A 3,246-nucleotide genomic window follows, 5' to 3' on the forward strand; every position below is an offset into this window, starting at 1 on the left:
TTGTAAAGTGTAAACCATGTTGTTGCACTCACTGTAAACGATGTTGCTCTTGACATAATATCCGCCCTTACAAATTGATAAAACCGCTTGACAGGGAAAAAGTTGTATGCTACACTGCATTCACATACTGTGACGAAGAACGGTTGCGCCTTTATCTTCTTCAGAGAGCCGGCGGTTGGTGTGAGACGGCGAAGACGGCAGCAGCGGATCCCTTCCGAGTACGAACCCGAATTAAGTAGGCGTTTGCGTAGCGGCCGCGTTAGGGCAGGGGGCTTGTTTGAGCCGTTAAGTGGCGTAATTTTACGCAATATGGGTGGTACCGCGGGTGTGATCTCGTCCCAATTCCGGGGCGGGATTTTTTGTTTTTTCTGGCTTTTTGCCAGTAATGAAAGGAGTGTCAACATGGAGACCAAACTGACTGAGATTGCCGAGCGAATCAGAGCGTTACGCGAGATTTGCGGCTTTTCCGCAGAGGAAATGGCCGCGGCAACCAATATTACCGCCGGGCAGTATGCCGAACTGGAGAGCGGGGCAAAGGATTTTTCATTCACGTTTTTGTATCTGTGCGCCGAAAAATTCGGCGTCGATATGGTCGAGTTGCTGACCGGCGAAAATCCGCATCTGACGGGTTATACCGTGGTGAGAGGCGGAAAAGGGCTTCCGATCAAGCGGCGCGAGGGGTTTGAATACAACCACCTCGCCGCCAACTTCCGTGCCAAACAGGCAGAGCCGTTTTTGGTCAAAGCACCGTATTTCGAGGCCGCGCAGGCCCAACCGATCGCCATGTCTGTGCACGAGGGACAGGAGTTTGACTTTGTGATCTCCGGCACGATGAAATTCGCCCACGACGGGCATTTTGAGATTTTGAATTCAGGCGACTCGGTATATTACGACTCCGGCACGCCGCACGGTATGATTGCCGTCAGCGGCGGGGACTGTATGTTCCTTGCGGTGGTCATCAAGGGGGAGGGGAAGTCATGAGAAATATCAATTTGAATTATGTCGGGGAGAAATACGACGAAAACGGGATACTCTGCGAATATAAGCTCAAAATCCCCGAGGATTTCAATTTTGCTTACGATGTCGTCGACGATATCGCCGTTCACGAGCCGAGCCGAAGGGCGATGTTTTGGGTCGGTAAAAATGGTGAAGAACGAAATTACACTTTTGCCGATATGAAACGGTGGTCTGACAAGACCGCGAATTACCTGAGATCGCTCGGGATTCAAAAAGGCGATCCGGTCATGGTGGTGCTCAAACGGCATTACCAGTTCTGGTTTTGCGCGCTGGCGCTGCACAAACTCGGTGCAGTGCTGATCCCCGCCACTTATATGATGACTGCGCACGACGTGAAATACCGGATCGACAGCGCAAGCGTAAAAGCAGTGATCTGCACCTCCGACGGCGACGTCGGCGCGGCGATCGAGCAGGCCGAATCCGAATGTCCGACGCTGAAGCTGAAGATGATGGTCAACGGCGCACGCGAGGGCTGGATGGACTTTGACGCGGGCATCTCCCTTGCCGATGAAAAGTTTGAGCGGGTCGCGACCAAGGTCCATGAGCCGATGTTATTATACTTTTCGTCGGGGACTTCGGGCTATCCCAAGATGGTTCTGCACGACTATTCCTATGCGCTCGGGCATCTTCTGACCGCAAAACACTGGCACTGCGTCGTGCCCGACGGACTGCATCTCTCGATCGCGGACACCGGCTGGGGGAAAGCGGTCTGGGGGAAATTTTACGGGCAGTGGCTGATGGAAGCCGGCATCTTCGTCTATGATCTTGAGAAGTTCGTGCCCGCCGAAATTCTGACAATGGTCGGAAAATACAAGCTCACAACATTGTGTTGTCCTCCAACGATGTTTCGGATGTTCATTAACGACGGGTTGGAAAAATACGATCTTTCTTCGCTGAAGCACACAACGATTGCGGGAGAGGCGCTCAATCCCGACGTGTTCAACAAATGGTATGAAGCCACCGGATTGAAACTGATGGAGGGTTTCGGCCAGACCGAGACCACCGTCGTGATCTGCAATACCCGCGGTATGACGCCGAGACCCGGCTCGATGGGCAAGCCGTCTCCGCAGTATCAAGTCGATCTGATCGATCCGGACGGAAACAGCTGCCCGAACGGCGCGACCGGCGAGATCGTGATCAAATACGAACCCCATCCACCGGGCTTGATGTGCGAATATTACCGCAACGAGAAGAAGACTACGGAAGCCATGCACGGCGGCTGGTATCACACCGGTGACACCGCCTGGCGAGACGAGGACGGCTATTTCTGGTATGTCGGGCGCAACGACGACATTATAAAGTCATCCGGCTACCGTATCGGACCGTTCGAGGTCGAAAGTGTCCTTGTGACCCATCCGGCGGTGCTCGAGTGCGCGGTCACGGGTACGCCCGACCCAGTGCGCGGGCAGCTCGTCAAAGCCACGGTCGTGTTAAGACCCGGTTTTGCGCCGAGCGAAGCGTTGGTCAAGGAGCTGCAGGAGCATGTCAAGCATGAGACCGCGCCGTATAAATATCCGCGTGTGATTGAGTTTGTAGACAAACTCCCAAAGACCATCAACGGGAAGATCAGAAGAGTCGAAATCAGGGACAGAGATCAATAAAACAAAAAGGCGGAGTGATATTCACTCCGCTTTGTTTTTAAAACCTAATGGAAGAGGGGTAGCTCAGATGACAATAAGGCCAGCAGTAAAGTTGGATATACCGGAAATCAACGCTTTATATAATCAATTTTATCAATATAATGCCAACCAGCAACCCTGTTTTTATCAAGCAGCAGAAGAAGACGGGAAATACCCCTTAAGAGTGATGAACAGTTTATACGAAGGACTGTTTGCCGCTGTAGAAAACGGCGAAGTGATCGGGTTTATTCATGTTGCCGAAGACAAAACTCCGCAGTATAAGCCCGTTGTCCCGCATCGGTTTGCCGTAATCATTGATTTGTTTGTACACGAAAATTACCGAAAACGCGGTGCGGGGAAAGCATTGATGAATGCGGCTAAGCAATGGGCGAAGGAGCGTGGGCTGGATTATATCGAGTTGATGGTTTTATATGAAAATGAGCAAGGAATCGAATTTTACCGGAATGAGGGCTTTAAGACAGTTTCGCATATGATGAGATTGAAAGTTATTTAGTAACTCTTCGGTAGAAAATCCAAGAACCGCCTGTTTTAAGGCTCTGTTGGTTTGTCAATGATGTGTTACAAAAAAGATAAGAAAGAATCTCATTGA

The 3,246-nt window shown here is 51.2% G+C and carries 3 protein-coding genes and 1 other annotated feature; all 3 genes read left to right on the forward strand.

Going from position 1 to position 3,246, the window contains the following annotated elements; translation table 11 throughout:
* The first annotated feature begins 120 nt into the window (after positions 1-120).
* Positions 121-344 (forward strand) — a binding site (T-box leader).
* A gap of 58 nt (positions 345-402) precedes the next feature.
* Genes PKH29_12740 through PKH29_12750 form a run of 3 tightly spaced genes read left to right on the forward strand, consistent with a single transcriptional unit; the run spans position 403 to position 3,150 of the window.
* Complete coding sequence (locus tag PKH29_12740; protein HNX15706.1) at positions 403-981, forward strand: cupin domain-containing protein; 579 nt, start codon at positions 403-405, stop codon at positions 979-981.
* Positions 978-2,618, forward strand: a complete 1,641-nt coding sequence (locus tag PKH29_12745) for an AMP-binding protein (GenBank protein HNX15707.1) — start codon at positions 978-980, stop codon at positions 2,616-2,618. The genes PKH29_12740 and PKH29_12745 overlap by 4 nt, the downstream gene beginning before the upstream one ends.
* A gap of 31 nt (positions 2,619-2,649) precedes the next feature.
* Positions 2,650-3,150 carry a GNAT family N-acetyltransferase gene (locus tag PKH29_12750; protein HNX15708.1) on the forward strand — a complete coding sequence of 167 codons (501 nt, stop codon included), beginning with the start codon at positions 2,650-2,652 and terminating at the stop codon, positions 3,148-3,150.
* The last annotated feature ends 96 nt before the right edge of the window (positions 3,151-3,246 follow it).

It is taken from the genome of Oscillospiraceae bacterium, assembly GCA_035353335.1.
GTDB lineage: Bacteria > Bacillota > Clostridia > Oscillospirales > JAKOTC01 > DAOPZJ01.